Here is a 15,789-nt window from a genome sequence, read left to right as displayed (position 1 = left end):
CAGTCTCTATTCATAAACGTCAAACAATACGATGCTTGCAAAGTATCTATCAGCTTCAGTCCAAGAATGATAGATTCCACCATTTTTCTCGACTAAAGATCTTATACTTTTTATACCTATACCAGCACTCTGTCTTTCCTTTCTTGTATATCTCTCATTGACTAAATAAGCATTATTTATCTCTATGAAAAGATCACTTTTAAACTGCTTAATAATCACGATGATATCTTTGCCTTTTCCGTTATTTCGAGTGCATGCTTCGATCGCATTATCCATTAGGTTTCCCACAATGATTGCTATAATATCATGATCAATTTTTACATTTTCTGATATAAAAATCGATGTATTGACCTGAATTTCCGATTGTTCTGCTATAGTCAGTTTTTCATTTAAAATATAATTCAAGATGGGATCCGAAGTATAAAAGTCAGTAATCGTTTCTTGTTGTTTCATCGTCTTCCTCAGATATTTCTTAGCTGAAGAAATATCTTCATTTTCTAACAGCCCAGATAGAACCAAAAAATGATTTCGCAAATCGTGTCTAATTTGTTTCAGATTCTCTTGGCTCTTTTTAATTTCCTCCACATATTTTATTTCTGATTCAAGCGCCTTCTTCTCTAGAGAGATTTGATTGATATATGCTTGATGAAAAGAAATACTGTGATAAAGGTATAAAACACAAATATTCATGATTACAATTCCCATCGTTATAAAAACATCTATTATCCTTCTATTGATGGCCATGTTTACTTCTGACATAAGAAACCCGAAAAGTATGATACTTGAAATAATCGGAATTGAACTCATTGTTAAGAGAGATATAGTATTAATTTGATTATGTAGCGTTTCTTTTCGTGAAAGGAATAGTCGCATGCCAAAGAAAAATAAAATTTCGATAAGTAACGTGAGACTAGTGCTAAATAGGATCGAATAATGAGTAATTGTATTTTCTAACTGATTCAAAATTACTAACTGAATCAACTTGACTGAAACCGATTCGCAGATGAAATTAACTGCTAGTAGAAACAACATCCAAAAGAAAATCTCACTATCTGATAAAAAATATTTCTTCGCAATACTCGCAATTATAAAAAGACTCAAGAAAATATTAATATAAGGTAAATATTCAAACTGTAAAAAAAGATTCGAAAGGTAATTGAATAAAATAATCGTACAAATAATTAAATTTATCAAGAAAGTCTTACTTTTTTTTACTGCTACTCCAGAGAAAAAATAATCGAGCAAAAAAACGTACATTATTAGACTAATATTTCGAAGTAAAGCATCTTCCATTAGAATAAATCTCTCTTTCGCATAAGTATCTTTGTTAGAGCGTCTGCTTTAAACTTTCTGCTTATAGGCAATTCAATGGTATTTTCGCAATTGCTTAATCGAACATAGTTTTTTCCTATTTCTCTTATATGCTCCATATTTATAATAAATGAAGCATGTGTTTGAACAAATGTTGATGGCAGCTTAGCAATGATCTCCGAAGTTGACATATTTGCTACATATTTGTTTTGAGATGTCATATTGATGAATACTTGACGTCTATTTTTTTCAAAAAACAAAATGTCATTTAACGCGATTCGATAATCCGTTTTTCTATAGGAAAACTCAAATTTATTATTTAAAATTCCTAAATATTTGATAGCCCTTTCAATTACTTGAAAAAAATAGTTCTGTTCCAACGGCTTCAGAATATAATCAAACGTATGTAATTTAAAGACTTTTTCCATATATTCTCGATAACTCGTTAAAAAAATAATCGGAACATTGAAATCATTTTGCCGAATAAAATCTGCTACCTCCATTCCATTCTTTCCTGGAAATTCAATATCTAAAATATACATATCAAAATTTAATTGATCCATTTGTTTGATCAACTTTGACGGATCATAATATACATAAGGTTCAAATAAATCTGGATCATAATTTTGCAACAAATTACCTACATAGTTAGCAATGCCAGGTTCATCATCGCAGATAGCAACCTTCAACATAATATCACTCCTATTGTATGCTGACATACCTTGAATGTGTACAACTATTAGGGTTCGATTCCCTCAGGACGCGTTCTATTGCTATTTTAGCATAACTTCCTAATGTTTGCTTCCTTATTTTTCAAGTGAAAACTGCCCACCAAAAAAATTGGCGGACAGTTTTTTTATTATAAGTATACTTGTTTTCACTTACTGGACTGGCCGATGATCGTTTCTGCCATAATAGTTCTCGACAGTCGTTGGATGCCCTAATAAATCCCCCACTGTCGTGATGCGATACCCTTGCTCTTGCAGATAATCGATCACTTGAGGAACGGCACGAATCGTTTCAGGATAAATATCATGGAATAAAATAATTGCACCATCGTATACTGTTGCTTGGATCTTCTGCAAAATCAAATCAGGATTTCTTGTCTTCCAATCTTCTGAATCGACCGACCATTCGATGATTGGTCGCTGGATAACACTTGCTCCTACACTTGTGATCGAACCATAGGGCGGACGAACGAAAGTGGGGGTTTTACCAGTGGCTTTTTTGATCTCAGTGTCTGTTTTTGTCACTTCTTCTGTGATCGACTGGGCAGAAAGCGTCGCCAGATCTTGATGATCATACGTGTGATTGCCGATCTCGTGTCCTGCTTCAGCTGTCTGCTTCACAATTTCAGGATGTTGCACCGTATTTTCTCCTAAAACAAAAAAAGTAGCATGCACATTTTTTTCTTTAAGTATTTGCAACAGCTGTGGTGTCGTGGTCGCTCCTGGTCCATCATCAAAACTGATGGCAACACTTTTGACAGTTGGATCTTGGACAGCTTCTGTACTTTCTTGTGTTGATTCTGGTTCAGTTGATGGACTTTGTGTTGGTCTCACTGATTCTTGAGTGGATTCGTTGACGCTAGCTGTTTCAGTCGACTTGTTTTTATTCGTTGATTGTTCTGATTGTTTGAAAGCTTGTGACGAACGCTCCGAAGAAGTTACTTGTCCTTTCTCTTCGCTGATCAAGGAGGCGACCGAAGTGACTTCGAAAAATAAAAGTACGGATAAAGCAATGATACTGATAACTAAGTAATTTCTTTTCACTATATCTCTTCTTTCTCTTTTTCTCTTCTTAATTACTTACTTGAAAATAACTGCAAAAAATTGAAACTGCTAGTCGCAACTACTTCTCGCCTAATGATCCAAATAATCTTCCGATGCCAAAATCGTTTTTGTCACGGACTTCGGAATGACAAATTCTGGTGTTCCCATATAACCAGGAGCAATTTCATATTGAGAAAAAGTCAAAACTAATTGATGCTCTTTATTCAAATAAAAACTTCGTGTTGGTGTAACAAGTGTTGGTTTTTCTATCGTTCCTTCTTGAATATCTTGTTCAGTCCAATAGTACTTAGACGGATCTTCCTTGACTTGTTCGGCCATTTGCCGCTTGACTTCTTTTGTCAAAACAGATAGATAGGTGTTATCTTTGAATAACAGCGGAAGTGAGAGCTGGACACTGTTTTTCTTGTCGATTGTGTCGTATCTTTTTTCAACGTGGCTATCCGCTGCTGTTTGGGTAATCTGTCTTTCGATCACAAGAAACCGGTCATCGTCTACGATTTTCTGATAATCACCCAGAACTTGGTAATGATCCGTTTTAAGATTTCCATATTCTTTTTCAGCTTTTTTAAAATCTGCTTGTCCTTCGTGAAAGTATTTTTGGTTTAATCCATGAATCGTTTTGTTTTCTTTCTCATTTTGAGTATGGATCTTCGGTACTTGAATATCGATTTTTTCAGATTGATCAGTAAAACGTTCACCTAAGATCAATTCAATGACTGATCCTAAAATTGGTAAGTCTTCTGCAAAGCTTCGAACTTGACTATTAAAAAGGAGACTACTTGTTGTAATCATCACGATAGCCAAAGATACTCCGAAACCTTGGAGGCGTCTCTTTCTCCGTCTTGCTTTTATGAATGATTGCTCTTCGATAAGAAAACGCTGGCGGATCTTCTCTTGAAGCCCTCTTGGAATTTCTTGTTCTTTATAAGTTTTCTTTAGTTTTTTTAACTTTTCTTTTTGAGAATACATAGCGGTCTTCTCTCCTTCATTCTAGGATTTGACGTAAAACATTCAGTGAACGATACATTTTTGTTTTAACTGTGTTTTCGTTCATATCTAAGATAGTCGCAATTTCTTTCAAACGAAATCCTTCAAAAAAGTAAAGGATCAGAATCTCTTTTTCCGGACTGTCTATTTTATCTAAAATCATATGGAGTTCTGCAACGGAAGTTTCTAAAGGTAATTGCTGCGGGATATCTTGAATTTCAAATAAGTCAACAGGGGTCCTTTTTTGTCTGCGCCAACTATCTAATGCCGTGCGGATCAATATCCGGTAAAACCATGCACTAAAATGCTCGATTTCTTTTTCTTTTTCAAAATACTTCAGTGCTTTATGGAAACTATCTTGCATCACATCTAAGGCCTCTTCTTTATCATGTACGTAATTCATCGTGATACGGAACATTTTTTGATAATCAGTTTCGATGAGTCCATTCAGCAGGTGACGGTATTTTTCAATCTGCCGTTTTTTCTTATATCCAGTAAAAATCATTCTCCACTCCTTTCCGCCTCACTTAATATGACGTACAAGGTACGCTAAAAGTTTCAATTATTTTATTTTTTATGTATTTACTTTGAATTTTTATATACAAAAAAGAAGGTGTGACAAAAATCATGTCACACCTCCTTATTCTGATAGGTTCAACGTCTCTGTTGCAACCTCTGATACACGGTGTTCTAGAAGTAGCTTCTTCGGAAGTAAGTGGAAATTTCTTGAAGTTGACCACTTCCGTCACAGCCTCTACAGTAAACGATGTTTATTCTTTTTCAGAGTCAGAAAATTCTTCCTCTTCATAGTCTTCATCATCATCGTCTTCGTCTATGATACTTAAATCTTCTTCGATATTCCCAGGCAAGTCTTCTTCATCATCTGTTGGGGCATCTGCTCCAATTTCTTGCAAGTCAGAATTATAAGCAGCGATTTCTTCATCTTCATCATCATCGTCATCAAACAGATCATCGTCGTCTTCTTCTGTCAGATCTGTATCTTCTGGGTCATCGTCATTGTAATCGATCGCGTCTTCATCATCATTGATAAAGGCGTTGACTTTCTTGCGTTTACGGCGACGCGGAGTATCTTCATCCTCTTCGTCCATTCCATGGTTTACTTCTTCATCGATCGAATCGATAGCATACCATGAACGCAAACCCCAACGATTATCCCCTAATGAGATAAAGCTGCCGTCAATATTCAAGTCAGTATAAAATTGTGCGAGTGAATCACGAATTTCACTGTCTGATTTGCCAAGATAGTTTTGGATTTGGTTGGCTAAATCAGAAAAATCCATGACATCGCCACGTTGTTCTAAGATCGCGTGTGCTACTTCGATCATTGATAATTCGCTTTTGTTTGCACCTTCAAATACACTAATTTCCAATCAGGACACGTCCTTTCACAGTCTACTCCTTATCATACAAAATCAGACACAAAAAATCAAACTTTTCTTTTATATTTACGCTGTAAAATCCAATGTCAAATAATATTCGCCGATTTTTTCTAGTCCCATGAACAAATCATAATCGATCCGAACCTTGCCTGCTGTGGGACGGTCTTTCAAACTTACATGCAGTTCTTTCGTAAAGGTAGCAATCTGGATCATACCGTATGGTGTTCGGTAGGCTGTTTCTAACCGTTCTTTATAACCAAATTTCAGACGCATTCGCATTTCTCCTGCACGGATCAGCTGTACATGACCATCTGGAACTAATTTGATCGTTACAGGGATTTCATCGCCTGTTTCCTCCTGAATCTCTTTATACCGTATGTACAGCGTATCGCCAATCGTCACCATTTGCCCTTTCAAATCAAAATAAAAATCTTGCACTTCCCCTTGTTGTTTCACTTTTGTACGCAATTTGATCGAAATCGGTGTTCCTTGTGATAATTCCATTCTTCATTCTCCTTTACTTCTCATAGCTACATTGTTCCTAGTTTCTTTTGTTTTGTCAACCAACTTGTCTATTTTTACAGAAAACCTTTTTTCCAAAACAACTCCTTGAATTTAGAGTATAATATTGTAGAAAATATGAATTTATAAAAAGGAGCCGGTTGAATGAACCCTGCGATTCGACTAGATCAGCACATTTATCAAAAAAACGACTTTTCCCCTTTCGCATTAACAGATGTATTAACGGAATATTCCAAAGAACACCAGCAGATCTTTTTGCATTTCTGGCAATATGACTGCACCGTCATCTTAGGTATGAAAGATGTTCGGACACCTTTTCTTAGAGACGGGATCCAAACACTGAAAGATGCAGGTTATGCTCCGGTAATTAGAAACTCAGGTGGATTAGGAATCGTATCAGACGAAGGAATTTTGAATATTTCTTTGATTTTCCCCCAGAATGACCAAAAAAAAATAACCATCGATGGAGCTTACGAGCAAATGCTCCGATTGACTAAATACGCCTTTCCGAAGGCACCGATTCAAGCGTTCGAAATCACCCATTCTTATTGTCCTGGAACTTATGATTTAAGCATACATGGCAAAAAATTTGCCGGCATCGCTCAGCGTCGCATCAAAAATGGGATTTCTGTTATGATGTACTTAAGTGTCAACGGTAATCAGGAAAAACGCGGGCAAGTCATGAAACGATTTTATCAATCTGCTTTAAAAGAAGGCTTTGGTACAAATGGCTATCCTGCAGTCGATCCTGCCACAATGGCAACACTTGAAGAACTGCTTGATCACCCCCTTCTTGTAAAAGAAGTCAAAGAAGCATTTGCAAAAGCTTTTGAAAAGCTGTATTCTGCAAGTGATTTACTGGATTCTACCGACTGGCTAAAAAAAGAAATCCAGCTGGAGCAATGGAACAACCAAATCCAGAGAATGGAACAACGCAATAACATAAAGGAGCTACAATATGACAACCCCTTATAAATATCAAATGCTGCCTATGGAGAAAGTTTTTCGTGACCCAGTCCATAACTATATCCATGTCCAGCATCAAGTAATCTTAGATTTGATCAACTCGAAAGAAGTCCAACGTCTGCGACGAATCAAACAATTAGGCACTGCTTCTTTCACTTTTCACGGAGCAGAACATAGCCGTTTTACCCATTCATTAGGTGTTTATGAGATTTCAAGACGAATTTGCGATATCTTTTCTCGAAATTTTCCAAAAGAAAAGATAGGCAACGGAGGCTGGGATGATCAGGAACGGCTAGTAACTTTATGTGCGGCACTATTGCATGATGTCGGTCACGGTCCTTACTCTCATACATTCGAGCATATCTTCCATACGAATCACGAGGCTATCACTGTAGAGATCATCACTTCTCCAGAAACAGAGGTGTATCAGATCCTTAACCGAGTAGAAGAAGGTTTTCCTGAAAAAGTAGCGAGCGTGATCCAAAAAACCTACCCTAATCCGCAAGTTGTCCAAATGATTTCCAGCCAGATCGATGCAGATCGAATGGACTATTTGCTTCGGGATGCTTATTTCACCGGAACGGAGTATGGAACATTCGACCTTACCCGAATATTACGTGTGATTCGTCCATATGAAGGTGGGATCGCCTTTTCCATGAGTGGCATGCATGCAGTGGAAGATTATATCGTTAGCCGATATCAAATGTATGTGCAAGTGTACTTCCATCCTGTTTCCCGTGGTATGGAAGTGATCTTGGAGCATCTGCTTCATCGCGCGCACGAGTTGTATCAAGAAGATGCCAGCAGTTTTGAACTTCACTCTCAACTACTCTTGCCATTTCTTGACGGAAGCTTTACTTTAGAAGAATACCTCAAACTTGATGATGGGGTCTTGGGTACTTACTTTACTCAATGGTCTGAATCTGCTGATCCTATTTTAAATGATTTAGCTAAACGATTTTTGAATCGTAAACCACTGAAATCCGCCACTTTTTCTGGCAACCGAGATTCAAATTTGATTCAAAAACTCACTTTGTTAGTAGAAAAGGTCGGCTATAACCCTGTTTATTATACTGCTGTCAACTCTAGCTACGATCTGCCTTATGATTTTTATCGCCCAGAACAAGGCAGACATCGTACGCAAATCGAGATTTTGCGAAATGACGGAACTTTGATAGAATTATCACAGGTTAGTCAGCTTGTTGCCGCTTTAGCGGGACAAGAACAAGGAGATGAGCGATTTTTCTTTCCAAAAGAAATGGTTGACCCATCCCTGCGTGATCATTATGATTTATTTGATGAAACTTATCAAGAATTTGCCAGCCATATCCGTAATGGCGCATTGATTGAAATAAACTGAAATATATTGGAGGAAATTATGGCTATCAAACTAGTCGCTATCGACATCGATGGTACTTTATTAAATGAGAAAAGAGAAGTAACAAAAGAAGTAAAAGAAGCGATTGCCGCTGCTGTTGCAAAAGGGGTCTCAATCGTTTTATGTACTGGTCGCCCCTTACCAGGTGTCCAAGAACAGTTAAACGAGCTGGACCTTTTTCAAGATAATGATTACGTTATTACTTATAATGGAGCACTCGTACAACAAACAAAATCAGGTAAAATCATTGCTCGTCACGGTCTGACTCATGAAGATTTTCTAGAGATCGAAGTGATGGCACGCCGTGTTGGCAGTCATCTCCATTCGATTGATGACAAAGCGATCTACACACCTAATCGAGATATCAGCGCTTATACGATCCACGAAGCAAGCTTAGTCAAGATGCCGCTAAAATATCGAACACCTGAAGAAATGACACCAGACATGAACATCGTCAAAATGATGATGATCGACGAACCAGAAATTTTAGATGCAGCAATTGCACGTTTACCGCAAACTTTCCGTGATAAATACACAACGGTCAAAAGTGCGCCCTATTACTTCGAAGTACTAAATAAAGAAGCAAGTAAAGGTGCGGCAGTTGCGAATCTTGGACAACATCTTGGTATTGATCAAGATGAAATCATGGCTATCGGGGATAACGAGAACGACTTATCCATGATTGAATATGCTGGTCTAGGAGTAGCTATGGGAAATGCCGTTTCTCTTGTCAAAGAAGCAGCAAATGTCATTACTTCATCGAACGACGAACACGGCGTAGCTGAAGCAATCAAAAAATACGTTCTGTAATGAATAAAAAAACTGAGAGAAAGCTGTTCTACTCGCTTTCTTTCAGTTTTTATTTTTTATTTTTTTCGACCCATCTCTCGACTGCCCATCGATGGCTGCCACGTTTCAATTTTTCAAGTGCTTCTTGAGGACTGACCCACCAGATTTTATTGGTCTTTTCTGTGGGTTCCCCTATACGCTTCCAAGAATCAGCAGCAAAGAAATATCCTGGATTATAGTAATAAGTTGCACGATAATTCGAGTAAAAGTACTCATCTGCTTCTCCCAGATAGAAAGCAATTTCTGCCGCAATCCCCATTTCTTCTACTAGCTCACGAACGATTGCTTCTTCTTTCGTCTCATCTCCTTCAATTTCCCCGCCAGGAAGAAAAAAAGCACCATTTGGAGCCTCGATTACTGCAATCTGCTGATCTCTTTCTATGACAATATATGCGGCATAACGGGTTTGATAATCAGCAAATTGCTTTTTTTCACCAAAAATTGGTTTATCCATGAATAGTTTCCACCTTAACAGTTTTATTTTCTATCCATTTTACATGAGAAATTTCTCATGAACAAGCACAAATCAACTATTTCCTTACTTCTTTTTGTTATGATTAAATAAAAGGAAAGGGAGAGATGAATCTATGAAAATGGCTCACACATGTGTTCGAGTGAAAGATCTTGAAGCATCAATCGAATTTTATCAAAAGGCATTTGGTTTTGAAGAAAGCCGCCGCCGTGATTTTCCAGAAAACAAATTTACACTTGTTTATTTGACACTTCCTGGGGATGACTATGAATTAGAGTTGACTTATAACTACGATCATGGTGCCTATGATTTAGGAAATGGTTATGGTCATATCGCTATTGCAGCTGATGATCTAGAGAAATTACATGAACAGCATAAAGCTGCAGGTCTTGAAATTACTGACTTAAAAGGATTACCTGGCACTGCGCCTTCTTACTACTTTGTCATTGACCCTGATGGTTATAAAATCGAAGTCATCCGAGGATAGTTAGTAGGGGGCATTTTGCTCTTGATTGAACAAAAAACAAACGCCAATAATTAAAATGAGACGCAAACTTTCTTTAAATTGAAAAAGTTTGCGTCTTTTTTTAACAACTATTGTAGCTATAAGGCTGCCACTCTCCACTTATTTATTTTTAGTTCATTTGAAAGAAATCAAATAAACGAGGTACCTTTAGAAAACAAAACTGCTTTTCCTCCTATTATCACACGATCTTCTTTTAATTCACACTCTAGATACCCGCCCCTTGATGACATTTGGTAAGCTGACAATTTTGTTTTACTCATTCTTTTTGCCCAATAAGGAATAAGATTAGAATGTGCTGATCCACATACTGGATCTTCATTGATTGTTAATTTTGGAAAGAAGGTTCTAGAAACAAAGTCTTCTTGCACACTTTCTGCTGTCACGATGACCCCTATTCCTAAATCAAAATTTTTGATACTTGTGAAATCTGGCTGCAATTTAGCCACTGTTTTTTCATCTTCCAATACGAAAAATAAATCACGTGCTAAGTAGGCTTCTTTAATCTTAGCCCCAATCGCTTCTTCATATTCAGACAATATCGGTACTTTTTTTGGCATAATACTAGGAAAATCCATGTAATAATGATCTTCAATTCTTGTCACAAATAGATTACCGCTTTGAGTAGAAAATTTAATCGTTTCATCAAGTATTTTGTAATAGTTAAATAAAACAAATGCTGTTGCTAATGTCGCGTGACCGCAAAGATCGATTTCTCGATCTGGCGTAAACCATCTAAGCTCAAATCCTTGATTTTTCTTCACTGTAAATGCTGTTTCAGATAAATTGTTTTCAATGGCAATTTTTTGCATCGTACCTTCTGGCAGCCATTCTTCTAGAACATACACTGCTGCTGGATTTCCTTTGAACACCTCATCTGCAAATGCATCAACTACGTAATAATCTAAGTTCATTTTAAAGACCCTCTCTCTAATTTGTTATAAATATATTCTGCACAGCAAAGATCTTCAACAGCTAGACCAACTGCGTCGAAAATCGTCGGACTCGATTCTCCTTTGTAAACTGTTTTTTTCCCAGAAACTAATTCGCCTAATGTACCAACGATACAAGATTCCTCTAAATCTCCTTCTGACATGGCTATAAGTAGGTCTCCGCTTTCTGTTAAGGCAGCTGAGTAATCATCTACATAGATTTGAGAAGTTTCCATCAATGGTGTGCTTATCTCTCTTGTATCAGGAGTAAACGTGCCCACAGCATTGATATGTGCGTCTTCCCTTACCCACTCTTTTTGAAGAAATGCCTCTTTACTAGGGGTCAACGTACAAATGATTTCCGCTGAACGTACTGCATCTTCTACTGATACTGCATTTATAAACGTTATTTTCGGATACTGATTTTTAGCATTAGCGATAAAAGCATTTCGTCTTTCTTCTAAAATATCGTAAACAAACACTGTAGTGATGCGACGAATGGTAGAAATCGCAGCCAAATGCGATAATGCTTGTTGACCAGCTCCAATTAAAGCAAGTGTTTCTGCATGCTGATCTGCTAAGTAATCTGTTGCTAGTGCAGATACAGCAGCTGTTCGAATCCAAGTGACTGCATTTGCGTTTATCAATGCTTTGGGTAGTCCGTTTTGAGCATCAAACAAGAAAATCTCTCCTAAATGAGAAGGTAAATGATACTGATGATTATCCGGGAAAGCGGTAATGACTTTTGTCCCAAAATATCTGTTCTCTCCCAAATAGGCAGGCATCATCGCAAACACATTTTTGTCTTTTCCGTCCGGTAAAATTTCCACCAATCGAGGATTTTGGCTGATTTTACCACTTTCATAATCAAAGAAACATTTTTTCATTACTTGGATCGCTTCTTCAAAACTAAAAGAAGCTACTACTTCCTCAAAATTAATAATTTTCATAGACAATTCCCTCCTCACAAAAGATTAACTTCTAAATTCAATACAATCAATGGTAAAATTGTATGGTATACAATTTTAAGGAGTGGAGAAAATGCCTATTAATTCTTATGACAACTACCCGTTAACTTGGCGGCCAGACAAACAAAAATTGAAGCGTCCTTATTATCGATCGTTGATTCAACAATTAGAACAAGATATTTTAAAGAATAAATTACAGAAAAACACTCAGTTACCCTCCCAAAGAGAGCTAGCTGATTATTTAGATTTAAATTTTACTACCGTTGGCAAGGCTTATAAATACGGAATTGAGAAAGGTTTGCTGTATACGAATATTGGAAGTGGCACTTTTATTTCTCCCAATGTCTTTGAATCCATTACCATCTCTACCAATGAAGTAACCGAACATATCATTGATTTTGGTCTGGTTAGTTCTTTTGAAGAATGTAATAAATTCGTTGTCCCGTTTATTCAATCAACTGGTAATAACCCAAATCTTGTTGGTTTGCTTAATTACCAAGATCCCAAAGGCACAAATTTTCAATTGACTACTGCAGCAAATTGGTTAAAAACTCAAGGAGTCATTCCGTCTTTAGAATCTCTATCTATTGTTTCCGGTGTTCAAAATGGATTGGCTATCACACTTTCTGCACTTTTCTCTCCAGGTGATAGAATAGCAACGGACCGATATACGTACGCTGATTTCATTGAATTGGCTCATTTATATCATTTAGAGATCGTTCCAATTGATTTTGACGAGCAAGGAATGCGACCTGATATATTGATTCAGGAATGTAGAAAAAAGAAGATCCATGGTGTCTTTCTTATGCCTTCTTGCAATAATCCTATAGGGTTTCAAATCTCTCACCAAAGACGAGAGCAATTAGCCGAAGTAATTGAAAAAGAAGGTCTATGGGTTATCGAAGATGATATCCATTCTTTTTTAACAACTTATTATCAACATACGATCATTCCTCCTTTCCAAAAATTGTTACCTAACCAAACAATCTACTTAGCTGGAATGACAAAATTTATTTGTTCTGGATTGCGAGTTGCTTATCTTGTAGCTCCAGTACATGTCCAAAGCAAGATAGAACAAGCAATTTTTAATATAAATGTGAAAACTTCTGGATTAGATGTGGAGGTCATCACTCAAATCCTCCATTCAAATGAAGCAAATAGAATCTTAGAAACTAAATTAAATCTTACGAAAAGAGCTAATCAGCTTTTTGATTCTCTTTTCAAAGTAGAAAAACCAACGAATCGTGTTCCTTATTATCGAATTCTTCCAGTTGATCCTGAGATTGATCCTAAGAGGATTGAGAATGACTTTCTGGCTAACGGCATCCGACTCTATCATTCCCGGCGCTTTACTACGCGAGCGCAACCGGATGCATTCGTTCGTATTTCCCTATCTTCAAACAACCTTGAGATTTTAGCTTCTGGACTAAGTATCGTAAAAGAAAAAATAAAAAAATATGAATTATAATCTATTGATAAATAAAGGAATCAAAGCTGATTGATTCCTTTCGATAAAAAAGAGGCACTACCCGAAGTTCAACAACGGATAGTGCCTCAAAAAGCAAATGAACATTTTGCACTTAAAGTAACCAAGCAGCAAAAAATTTGTCTTATATTTTATTTTCTTATTTTGCTAGATCACTAGATTTCTGTCAGAAGATGAAATTATCCAATCATGACACTTTCTTCTGGATATTTGTATTTTGATTGAGTTCTTTGTGCTTTTGTCATCAGAGAGAAGACCACAGTCAATACCCCAACTCGTCCAATGTACATAAGCGCTATAATGATCAATTTCCCTATTGCAGTCAAGTCTGGCGTCAATCCCATCGTAAGTCCTACTGTTCCAAATGCAGAGAAGACCTCAAAAGCAATATATTCGATGCCAGAAGTTTTAGGTATCGTTTCAGTCACTGATAAAATCATGATGGCGACTACGCACAGTGTCAACGTGATAAAAAACAACGTGAGTGCTCGCAACACTGCGCCTTGACGGATTGTACGGCCAAATGCTTCCGCTCTCGTACGTCCTTTAAGCATCGAACGCATCTGGATCAGCAACACACCTAACGTAGTTGTTTTCAATCCGCCGGCAGTCGACCCAGATGTTCCGCCAATGTACATCAAAAACATCGTTAAGATCAGACCGGCATGACTCATATGGAGGTAATCAACTGAATAATATCCAGCCGTTCTAGGTGTTACACTCATAAAAAAAGTATTTGCCAATCGTTGAAACATATTCCCTTCCACTAATGTTGCCCCATTGTGTTCTGTGAAAAAGAACACAACGAAACCGCCTAATAAAAGGGTACCTGTAACGGTTAATGCGATTTTTGAATGAATCGTCATCTTCTTTTTCTGATGATATTCCAATAAGTCACGCCAAACGATAAAGCCTAATCCGCCAGAAATAATCAAAGCAGATACCACCATGATCAAATAAACATTTTGCTGGTGATTGGCTAAACTGTCTCCTAACAAATCAAACCCTGCATTACAAAAACTAGAGATTGCGTGAAACAAACTGTACCAGATTCCTTTCAGCCAGCCAAATTCAGGTACGAATACAAAAGATAAAGCAATCGTACCAATCAATTGGATCACAAAGGCCAGTTTCAGGATGTAAAGCATTAGCTTCATCACACCTGATACTTCTTCTAGATTCAGCGCTTCTTTTAATATAATACGTGTGCTGAGACTGACTTTTTTCTTTATCAATGCAAAGCATAGAATCGGAACCATCATAAAGCCAAGACCGCCAATCTCAATTAAAAGCATGATCAAAAACTGACCAGCACTGTTCCAATGTTCTGCTGTATTCAATGTCGTCAATCCCGTCACGCAGACGGCAGAAGTTGCAGTGAAAAGCGCGTCGATAAAATTTGTCCCATGCCCACTATTACTAAAAAATGGCAGGGTAAGTAGGCCACCGCCAACTAAAATCAGGAGAAAAAATCCTAATGCGAGAAGCTGAACGGCCGGCAAGCGTTTCTTTATTTGTTTGTTTTGTTTAATCATCATTTTCCTCTTTTAAAAAAGGATACCACTTAATCAGTGGTACCCATATTTTTTACTTTGATCAACCTTGTTACTTCTGCGCGCTCGTTTTCTTCCAGCTTCATACGAATATAATAGATCGTTTCTTCTAATTGAGGGATCGTCATATATTCTAATGCATTGACTCGCCGACGTGTCTTTTCGATCTCACTTGCCATCAGCTGACAAGTTTTTTCGATTTCTGTCAGTTCCAAAAGTTTTGGAAGCAAGGTAGTAAACCGATCGATTGACCGATCCAGTTCGGCACTGGAATTCAAATACCCGTATTCCAAAGGTGTGTCTGTCAGCTGTTCATCATATTCAAAATTCATCACAGGTACTTTTACACTCATGATATTTTTGTCTACGATAGATAAATCAACGTTTTCCGCCGGCAAAGCAAACAATTCTTCGATGAAAGGTTCCGTGATTGAAGCATTTGCCAATACAAAATCAGACATTGCTTCTGTCATGGACTCTTCCATTTCTTGACGCAGTTGGTTGTTCTTTCGAATCAACAGAATGAATTGACGCATCAGTTCATCTTGCTTATCTTTTAATAATTTATGCCCTCTTGTGGCAGTTGTCAACTGTTTTTTCAATCGGGTCAATTCCATGCGGGTCGGATTCACATTCAATCGTGCCATCA

General features: G+C 37.2%; 17 protein-coding genes. 5 read left to right on the top strand and 12 right to left on the bottom strand.

The window, feature by feature from the left end; translation table 11 throughout:
- Positions 1 to 6 precede the first annotated feature (6 nt).
- From IGJ53_RS03885 to IGJ53_RS03855, 7 genes are all read right to left on the bottom strand, one after another.
- Positions 7 to 744 carry a sensor histidine kinase gene (locus IGJ53_RS03885; RefSeq protein ID WP_259741657.1) on the bottom strand — a complete coding sequence of 246 codons (738 nt, stop codon included), beginning with the start codon at positions 742 to 744 and terminating at the stop codon, positions 7 to 9.
- A 548-nt stretch (positions 745 to 1,292) separates the two neighbouring features.
- Positions 1,293 to 2,003, bottom strand: a complete 711-nt coding sequence (locus IGJ53_RS03880) for a LytR/AlgR family response regulator transcription factor (RefSeq protein WP_010732117.1) — start codon at positions 2,001 to 2,003, stop codon at positions 1,293 to 1,295.
- A gap of 189 nt (positions 2,004 to 2,192) precedes the next feature.
- Positions 2,193 to 3,083 carry a polysaccharide deacetylase family protein gene (locus IGJ53_RS03875; protein ID WP_010732116.1) on the bottom strand — a complete coding sequence of 297 codons (891 nt, stop codon included), beginning with the start codon at positions 3,081 to 3,083 and terminating at the stop codon, positions 2,193 to 2,195.
- A gap of 90 nt (positions 3,084 to 3,173) precedes the next feature.
- Positions 3,174 to 4,073, bottom strand: a complete 900-nt coding sequence (locus tag IGJ53_RS03870; protein WP_259742116.1) for an RsiV family protein — start codon at positions 4,071 to 4,073, stop codon at positions 3,174 to 3,176.
- Positions 4,074 to 4,089: 16 nt separating this feature from the next.
- On the bottom strand, positions 4,090 to 4,596 hold the full coding sequence (locus IGJ53_RS03865) for an RNA polymerase sigma factor (RefSeq protein ID WP_002292824.1): 507 nt from the start codon (positions 4,594 to 4,596) through the stop codon (positions 4,090 to 4,092).
- A gap of 265 nt (positions 4,597 to 4,861) precedes the next feature.
- Positions 4,862 to 5,482 carry a DNA-directed RNA polymerase subunit delta gene (gene rpoE / locus IGJ53_RS03860; protein ID WP_010732114.1) on the bottom strand — a complete coding sequence of 207 codons (621 nt, stop codon included), beginning with the start codon at positions 5,480 to 5,482 and terminating at the stop codon, positions 4,862 to 4,864.
- Positions 5,483 to 5,557: 75 nt separating this feature from the next.
- Positions 5,558 to 5,995: a DUF1934 domain-containing protein gene (locus IGJ53_RS03855; RefSeq protein WP_002334869.1), complete on the bottom strand. Its 438-nt coding sequence runs from the start codon at positions 5,993 to 5,995 to the stop codon at positions 5,558 to 5,560.
- Positions 5,996 to 6,157: 162 nt separating this feature from the next.
- Between IGJ53_RS03855 and IGJ53_RS03850 the strand changes: the two genes are divergently transcribed.
- From IGJ53_RS03850 to yidA, 3 genes are read left to right on the top strand one after another with little or no spacing between them, the layout of a single operon-like run.
- Positions 6,158 to 6,988 carry a lipoate--protein ligase family protein gene (locus IGJ53_RS03850; protein WP_438749614.1) on the top strand — a complete coding sequence of 277 codons (831 nt, stop codon included), beginning with the start codon at positions 6,158 to 6,160 and terminating at the stop codon, positions 6,986 to 6,988.
- Positions 6,972 to 8,339 carry an HD domain-containing protein gene (locus tag IGJ53_RS03845; protein WP_002292830.1) on the top strand — a complete coding sequence of 456 codons (1,368 nt, stop codon included), beginning with the start codon at positions 6,972 to 6,974 and terminating at the stop codon, positions 8,337 to 8,339. Before IGJ53_RS03850 ends, IGJ53_RS03845 begins: the two co-directional genes overlap by 17 nt.
- A gap of 18 nt (positions 8,340 to 8,357) precedes the next feature.
- Positions 8,358 to 9,167, top strand: coding sequence for a sugar-phosphatase (gene yidA / locus IGJ53_RS03840; protein ID WP_002292832.1), 810 nt, complete (start codon positions 8,358 to 8,360; stop codon positions 9,165 to 9,167).
- Positions 9,168 to 9,216: 49 nt separating this feature from the next.
- On the opposite strand, the gene IGJ53_RS03835 is transcribed toward yidA, so the two are convergent.
- Complete coding sequence (locus IGJ53_RS03835; RefSeq protein ID WP_010732112.1) at positions 9,217 to 9,660, bottom strand: NUDIX hydrolase; 444 nt, start codon at positions 9,658 to 9,660, stop codon at positions 9,217 to 9,219.
- Positions 9,661 to 9,793: 133 nt separating this feature from the next.
- On the opposite strand from IGJ53_RS03835, the gene gloA reads away from it, so the two are divergent.
- Positions 9,794 to 10,165, top strand: a complete 372-nt coding sequence (gene gloA / locus IGJ53_RS03830) for a lactoylglutathione lyase (protein WP_002308538.1) — start codon at positions 9,794 to 9,796, stop codon at positions 10,163 to 10,165.
- Between the two features lie 167 nt (positions 10,166 to 10,332).
- Here gloA and IGJ53_RS03825 read toward each other — a convergent pair whose 3' ends face one another.
- Positions 10,333 to 11,115: a PhzF family phenazine biosynthesis protein gene (locus tag IGJ53_RS03825; protein WP_002400583.1), complete on the bottom strand. Its 783-nt coding sequence runs from the start codon at positions 11,113 to 11,115 to the stop codon at positions 10,333 to 10,335.
- Positions 11,112 to 12,083, bottom strand: a complete 972-nt coding sequence (locus IGJ53_RS03820) for an ornithine cyclodeaminase family protein (RefSeq protein ID WP_010732111.1) — start codon at positions 12,081 to 12,083, stop codon at positions 11,112 to 11,114. The genes IGJ53_RS03825 and IGJ53_RS03820 overlap by 4 nt, the downstream gene beginning before the upstream one ends.
- 91 nt (positions 12,084 to 12,174) lie before the next feature.
- On the opposite strand from IGJ53_RS03820, the gene IGJ53_RS03815 reads away from it, so the two are divergent.
- Positions 12,175 to 13,569 carry a PLP-dependent aminotransferase family protein gene (locus IGJ53_RS03815; RefSeq protein ID WP_438749611.1) on the top strand — a complete coding sequence of 465 codons (1,395 nt, stop codon included), beginning with the start codon at positions 12,175 to 12,177 and terminating at the stop codon, positions 13,567 to 13,569.
- 197 nt (positions 13,570 to 13,766) lie between these two features.
- On the opposite strand, the gene IGJ53_RS03810 is transcribed toward IGJ53_RS03815, so the two are convergent.
- Both IGJ53_RS03810 and IGJ53_RS03805 read right to left on the bottom strand, forming a co-directional pair.
- Positions 13,767 to 15,122 carry a TrkH family potassium uptake protein gene (locus IGJ53_RS03810; RefSeq protein WP_002334872.1) on the bottom strand — a complete coding sequence of 452 codons (1,356 nt, stop codon included), beginning with the start codon at positions 15,120 to 15,122 and terminating at the stop codon, positions 13,767 to 13,769.
- A 29-nt stretch (positions 15,123 to 15,151) separates the two neighbouring features.
- Entirely contained in the window at positions 15,152 to 15,787 is a 636-nt protein-coding gene (locus IGJ53_RS03805) for a V-type ATP synthase subunit D (protein ID WP_002292841.1), read from the bottom strand.
- Positions 15,788 to 15,789: the final 2 nt, after the last annotated feature.

It is taken from the genome of Enterococcus sp. DIV1283b, from assembly GCF_051710965.1.
GTDB lineage: Bacteria > Bacillota > Bacilli > Lactobacillales > Enterococcaceae > Enterococcus_B > Enterococcus_B lactis.
The sequence above is the reverse complement of the archived record's forward strand: the minus strand, read 5'-3'. Positions and strand labels throughout refer to the sequence as shown.

Bases quoted from the DNA above. Each gene is read 5' to 3' on its own strand.
- IGJ53_RS03825 (WP_002400583.1), bottom strand. From the start codon at position 11,115: ATGAACTTAGATTATTACGTAGTTGATGCATTTGCAGATGAGGTGTTC.
- IGJ53_RS03855 (WP_002334869.1), bottom strand. From the start codon at position 5,995: ATGGAATTATCACAAGGAACACCGATTTCGATCAAATTGCGTACAAAA.
- IGJ53_RS03845 (WP_002292830.1), top strand. From the start codon at position 6,972: ATGACAACCCCTTATAAATATCAAATGCTGCCTATGGAGAAAGTTTTT.
- IGJ53_RS03815 (WP_438749611.1), top strand. From the start codon at position 12,175: ATGCCTATTAATTCTTATGACAACTACCCGTTAACTTGGCGGCCAGAC.
- IGJ53_RS03880 (WP_010732117.1), bottom strand. From the start codon at position 2,003: ATGTTGAAGGTTGCTATCTGCGATGATGAACCTGGCATTGCTAACTAT.
- IGJ53_RS03850 (WP_438749614.1), top strand. From the start codon at position 6,158: ATGAACCCTGCGATTCGACTAGATCAGCACATTTATCAAAAAAACGAC.
- IGJ53_RS03835 (WP_010732112.1), bottom strand. From the start codon at position 9,660: ATGGATAAACCAATTTTTGGTGAAAAAAAGCAATTTGCTGATTATCAA.
- gloA (WP_002308538.1), top strand. From the start codon at position 9,794: ATGAAAATGGCTCACACATGTGTTCGAGTGAAAGATCTTGAAGCATCA.
- IGJ53_RS03865 (WP_002292824.1), bottom strand. From the start codon at position 4,596: ATGATTTTTACTGGATATAAGAAAAAACGGCAGATTGAAAAATACCGT.
- IGJ53_RS03820 (WP_010732111.1), bottom strand. From the start codon at position 12,083: ATGAAAATTATTAATTTTGAGGAAGTAGTAGCTTCTTTTAGTTTTGAA.
- IGJ53_RS03870 (WP_259742116.1), bottom strand. From the start codon at position 4,073: ATGTATTCTCAAAAAGAAAAGTTAAAAAAACTAAAGAAAACTTATAAA.
- yidA (WP_002292832.1), top strand. From the start codon at position 8,358: ATGGCTATCAAACTAGTCGCTATCGACATCGATGGTACTTTATTAAAT.
- IGJ53_RS03810 (WP_002334872.1), bottom strand. From the start codon at position 15,122: ATGATTAAACAAAACAAACAAATAAAGAAACGCTTGCCGGCCGTTCAG.
- IGJ53_RS03885 (WP_259741657.1), bottom strand. From the start codon at position 744: ATGGCCATCAATAGAAGGATAATAGATGTTTTTATAACGATGGGAATT.
- IGJ53_RS03805 (WP_002292841.1), bottom strand. From the start codon at position 15,787: ATGGCACGATTGAATGTGAATCCGACCCGCATGGAATTGACCCGATTG.